The sequence below is a fragment of the Streptomyces sp. ID05-39B genome (genome assembly GCF_033794725.1).
Lineage (GTDB): Bacteria > Actinomycetota > Actinomycetes > Streptomycetales > Streptomycetaceae > Streptomyces > Streptomyces bobili.
Window position 1 is genome coordinate 1 of sequence record NZ_JARGEF010000399.1, and the last position, 4,294, is coordinate 4,294.

Here is a 4,294-nt window from a genome sequence, read left to right on the forward strand (position 1 = left end):
TCCCCTCGGCCCCGCCCGCAGCCGCACCCGTGCCCACGGTCGACGGCGGCCCAGAGCGCCACGATCCCGCGCCCCACGCCCCCGCGGCCCAACGTCCCGCACACAACAGAAGAGAGGCCGACCCCTCATGATGCTGCGCTATGCCTTCAAGACCGTCCGCGCACGCAAGGCCGGCTTTCTCGGAGCCTTCCTCGCCCTGATGTGCGCGGCCGCCCTGATCACCGCATGCGGCACCCTCCTGGAGACGGGACTGCGCGGCACCATCCGGACCGAGCGTTATGCCGCGACCCCGGTCGTGGTCTCGGCCGACCAGAACGTCCACCAGACCACCGTCAAGCACAAGAAGGGCAAGACGAAGGTCAAGCACAAGGCCAAGCCCATCGCCGAGCGCGCCTGGCTCCCGGCCGATCTCGGGTCCACCCTCGCGGCCACCCCGGGTGTCGCCCGCGTGGTCCCCGAACTCACCTTCCTCGCCGAGCCGTTGGTCTCAGGCGGAGCTGCCGCCGGCCGGCCCTCCCACGGCCACGCCTGGGAGTCCGCCGTCCTCACGCCGTACCGGCTCACCGAAGGAACCGCGCCGCGGGCCGTCACCGATGTCGTCGTCGACCGGGCCCTCGCCGAGCGTGCCGGCCTCGCACCCGGCGACCGCCTCACCGTCCAGTCGACGCAGGCCCCGCACACCTACCGTGTCACCGGAATCGCCGTACCCGACACGGACGTACGCCACCAGACGTCCCTCTTCTTCTCCACCGCGGAGGCCCGACGTCTCGCCGCCCACCCGGGCCAGGTCACCGCGTTCGGCCTGATCCCGGAAGCGGGCACGGACCCGGGGCGGCTCAGGCAGGACGTGGCCGAGGCGCTGCGCGGCACCGGTGCACAGGTCAGTATCGGGGACGCCCGCGGGCCGGTCGAGTTCCTGGACGCCGCCGCGGCCCGCGTCAAACTCGTCAGCATGGGCGGCGCGATGGGCGGAACCTCGCTGCTCGTGGCCGTACTCGTGGTCGTCGGCACCTTTGCGCTCTCGGTTCAGCAGCGCCACCGCGAACTGGCCCTGCTGCGTGCTGTCGCCGCCACCTCCGGGCAGATCCGCACGCTCCTCGGCAGGGAGGCTCTGATCGTCGGAGCGGCCGCGGGAACCGTCGGGGCGCTCTTGGGGATCCCGCTGGGCGGCCGGCTGCACGACAGGTTCGTCGCCCTGGGCGCGGTGCCCGCCACGCTGGAGCACACCGTCGGCTTCGTCCCGCCGCTGGCCGCCGTCGTCGCGACCCTGCTCGGCGCCTGGGCCGCCGCACGCATCGCCTCCCGCCGGGTCGCGCGGATCCACCCGGCCGAGGCCCTGTCCGAGGCCCGTGTCGAGCGCACCCGGCCCGCTTGGGGCCGTCTCCTCGCCGGTCTGCTCCTGCTCGCGGGCGGCGCGGTCCTGGTGGCACTGCTGAGCGTCCTGCGCACCGAGCCCGCCTCGACTCCCGTGACCTTCCTGGCCGTCGTCGTCCTGTCCACCTCCGTCGCCCTCCTCGGTCCGCTGCTGGTCAGGGCTGCCGCGCTGCTTCTTGCGGCACTGCTGCGCCTGACCGGTCCCGGCGGCCGGCTCGCCACGGCCAACCTCCGCGGCAACGCCGTACGCATGGCCTCCGTCGTCACCCCCCTCACGCTCCTCATCGGCATGACCTGCACGGTGCTGTTCGTCCAGCCCACCCTCGGCGACGCCGCCCGCGCCCAGGCCCGCGAGGGTGTGCGCGCCGACTGGGTCGTCGACTCTCCCGGCCCTGGCGTACCCGCCGAGGCGGCACGGCAGTTGCGCACCGGACGGGACGTCGTCACGGAGGTCGTCAGGACGACCGTCCGGGTCGGTCTCGACAAGTACGCGGCCCAAGGCGTCACTCCGGCGGGCCTCACCCGCACCTGGGACCCGGACGTCACCGCCGGATCTCTGGACCGGTTCTCCGAGCGCACGGTGGCCGTCAGTGAACTGGCCGCGGACCACCTCGGCCTGACGCCCGGCAGCACCCTGAAGCTCACGCTCGGCGACGGCACGCCCGCCACACTCACCGTCGCCGCCGTCTACGCCAAGGGTCTCGGCTTCGGAGACCTCACCCTCGCCCACGACCTCGTCGCCCGCCACGTCGACAACCCGCTCGCCTCCTCTGTCCTCGTCAGCACGCACCGTACACAGACACAACTCGCGACTACTCTCCGTGAGTTCCCGGGCGTCGAGATTCTTTCCCCGGCCGCCGCGGACGCCCTCCAGGCCGAGCGGCAGCAGGCGAACGCGGAGATCAACTTCCTCGCCATGGCGCTCGTCCTGGCCTTCACGGCCATCGCCGTCGTCAACACCCTTGCCATGGCCGTCTCCCAACGGGTGCGGGAGTTCGCGCTGCTGCGGCTGGCGGGGGCGACCCGCCGTCAGGTACTGGGGATGCTGCGCACCGAGACCGTGTCGGTGCTCCTCATCGCGACGGCCCTCGGCAGCGCAGTCGCCCTGGCCGTCCTCACCGCCTTCAGCATCGGCATGACGGGACGCGCGGCGCCGGCGGTCACCCCGCTGACGTACGTCACGGTGGTCGCGGGAGCCGGACTGCTGGCGCTCGTCGCGACGGCGCTGCCGGGCCGGGTGGCGCTGCGGGTCCGGGCGGTGACGGTGGCGACGGCCCAGGAGTGAGGCCTCCCGGCAGGACAGCCAGGTGAGATCCACTCCGGGGAGCGCGGCGGCTCCGCCATGTCCGTGCCCGAAGGACGCTCCTCGCCTGGTGCCTGCCCATTGTGCTGAGCCCACGCGCGCGTGGGCTCAGTGCCTGCCCCCAGGCAGCCGGCACAGAATCCGGCTCTAGTACGTCACCGGCAGTCCCGCCGACCGCCAAGCCTGGAACCCGCCGACCAGGTCGGTGGCACGGTGCAGCCCCAGCCGGTGCAGGGACGCTGCCGCCAGGCTCGACGCGTAGCCCTCGTTGCAGATCACGACAATTCTCAGATCGTGGCCGGTGGCCTCAGGGGCGCGGTGGCTGCCCCAGGGGTCGAGGCGCCACTCCAGTTCGTTGCGCTCGACGACCAGAGCGCCGGGGATCAGCCCGTCCCGCTCGCGCAGGGCCGCGTACCGGATGTCCACGAGAAGCGCCTCGCCTGCGCGGGCGGCCTCGTACGCTTCCCGTGCCTCCACGCGCGCGTACCCGGCCCGAACCCGCTCCAGCAGCTCGTCTATGCCCACGGGCCCCTCGCCCTTCACCGCGTCACCGCTCACCGCGTCACCGCTCACCGCGTCACCGCTCACCGCGTCACTGCTCACCACCTCGCCCCTCGATGTCTCGCGGCTGCTCACTGCCAGTCCTCCGGGCGCTCGACCTGCTCCAGGCGCAGCACCTGGCCGGTCCGGCTGTACCGGCGGATTCTCGGCAGGGGTGGGTAGTAGGCGTGCACGGAGATCGCGAGCTCCTCGCGGGACTCGTTGAGGACCTCGTGGACGTGGTGCTGTCCGAAGGCGCGTCCCTTGCCGGCCGACAGGCGGCGTTCCCGGTCGACGTCTTCCGACAGCTCCAGGGTCTTCCAGCCGTCCGAGGGCAGCCGCGCGGCGAGGGAGTTCTCCTTCAGCTCGCCCCGGGCGGTGAGGAAGGCGCCCACCGAGTCGGCGTGGTCGTGCCAGCCGGTGCCGGTGCCGGGCGGCCAGCCGATCAGCCAGGCCTCGCTGCCGCCGGGTCCCTCCAGACGCACCCAGGTGCGGCCTTCCGGGTCGAGGGGGAGCGAGGCGATCAGCGCGCTGTCGACGGCCGTACGCCGTACGAAGTCGAGGAGATCCGCCTGGGTGGGCGTCGCCACGGGGGCGGACACGGAGGGAGACGCGGAGAGGGATGCGTATGAGGGAGGGGAGACAGACACGGGTACCGTCCTGGGGCGTTCGCGGGAGCGCGCGGATGCGCGAAAGCGCGTCGGCGGCGCGCGCCGGTGGGAGAGGGATGCGAATTCAGCAGGACGGACGACACACGCAGCCCGCATAGCGGACGAGGTCCATATGGACCCTCCGCCACAGGCGCACACAGGTGTCGGTCACGATCCGGAGTAGACCATGCCGGGGTACGCCGGTCAACCGACTGTCACCATGTGGACCGCGGAGTGACGGTGAGTAGGTTCAGCCGATCGTCACACCGGATGCGCACGCGCGCCGAGGGCCCGTCATGCGTCGCCCACCGTCCGCCTACCGAGCGCGCCCACCGCGCACCTCCGGCGACCCCTTCCGCGCCTCCCGATCAAGCACCGAGACCCGAGACCCCGGCCCCCTCACTTGGCCCCAGCCGCAGCTTCCGCC

4 protein-coding genes are annotated in these 4,294 nt (G+C 72.7%); 1 reads left to right on the forward strand and 3 read right to left on the reverse strand.

Annotation, left to right across the window (positions count from 1 at the left end):
- Positions 1 to 127: 127 nt before the first annotated feature.
- On the forward strand, positions 128 to 2,659 hold the full coding sequence (locus P1P75_RS39935) for an ABC transporter permease (protein ID WP_319264591.1): 2,532 nt from the start codon (positions 128 to 130) through the stop codon (positions 2,657 to 2,659).
- Positions 2,660 to 2,824: 165 nt separating this feature from the next.
- Here the strand turns inward: P1P75_RS39935 and P1P75_RS39940 are convergent, their stop codons facing one another.
- The 3 genes from P1P75_RS39940 to P1P75_RS42120 form a co-directional block, all read right to left on the reverse strand.
- A complete protein-coding gene (locus P1P75_RS39940; RefSeq protein WP_319264594.1) occupies positions 2,825 to 3,235 on the reverse strand; it encodes a rhodanese-like domain-containing protein in 411 nt (136 codons plus the stop codon).
- Between the two features lie 74 nt (positions 3,236 to 3,309).
- A complete protein-coding gene (locus P1P75_RS39945; protein ID WP_319264593.1) occupies positions 3,310 to 3,867 on the reverse strand; it encodes a cysteine dioxygenase in 558 nt (185 codons plus the stop codon).
- 85 nt (positions 3,868 to 3,952) lie between these two features.
- The gene (locus tag P1P75_RS42120) at positions 3,953 to 4,039 is read right to left on the reverse strand and encodes a putative leader peptide (protein ID WP_313960178.1); all 87 of its coding nucleotides are present in this window, start codon (positions 4,037 to 4,039) and stop codon (positions 3,953 to 3,955) included.
- Between the last annotated feature and the right edge of the window lie 255 nt (positions 4,040 to 4,294).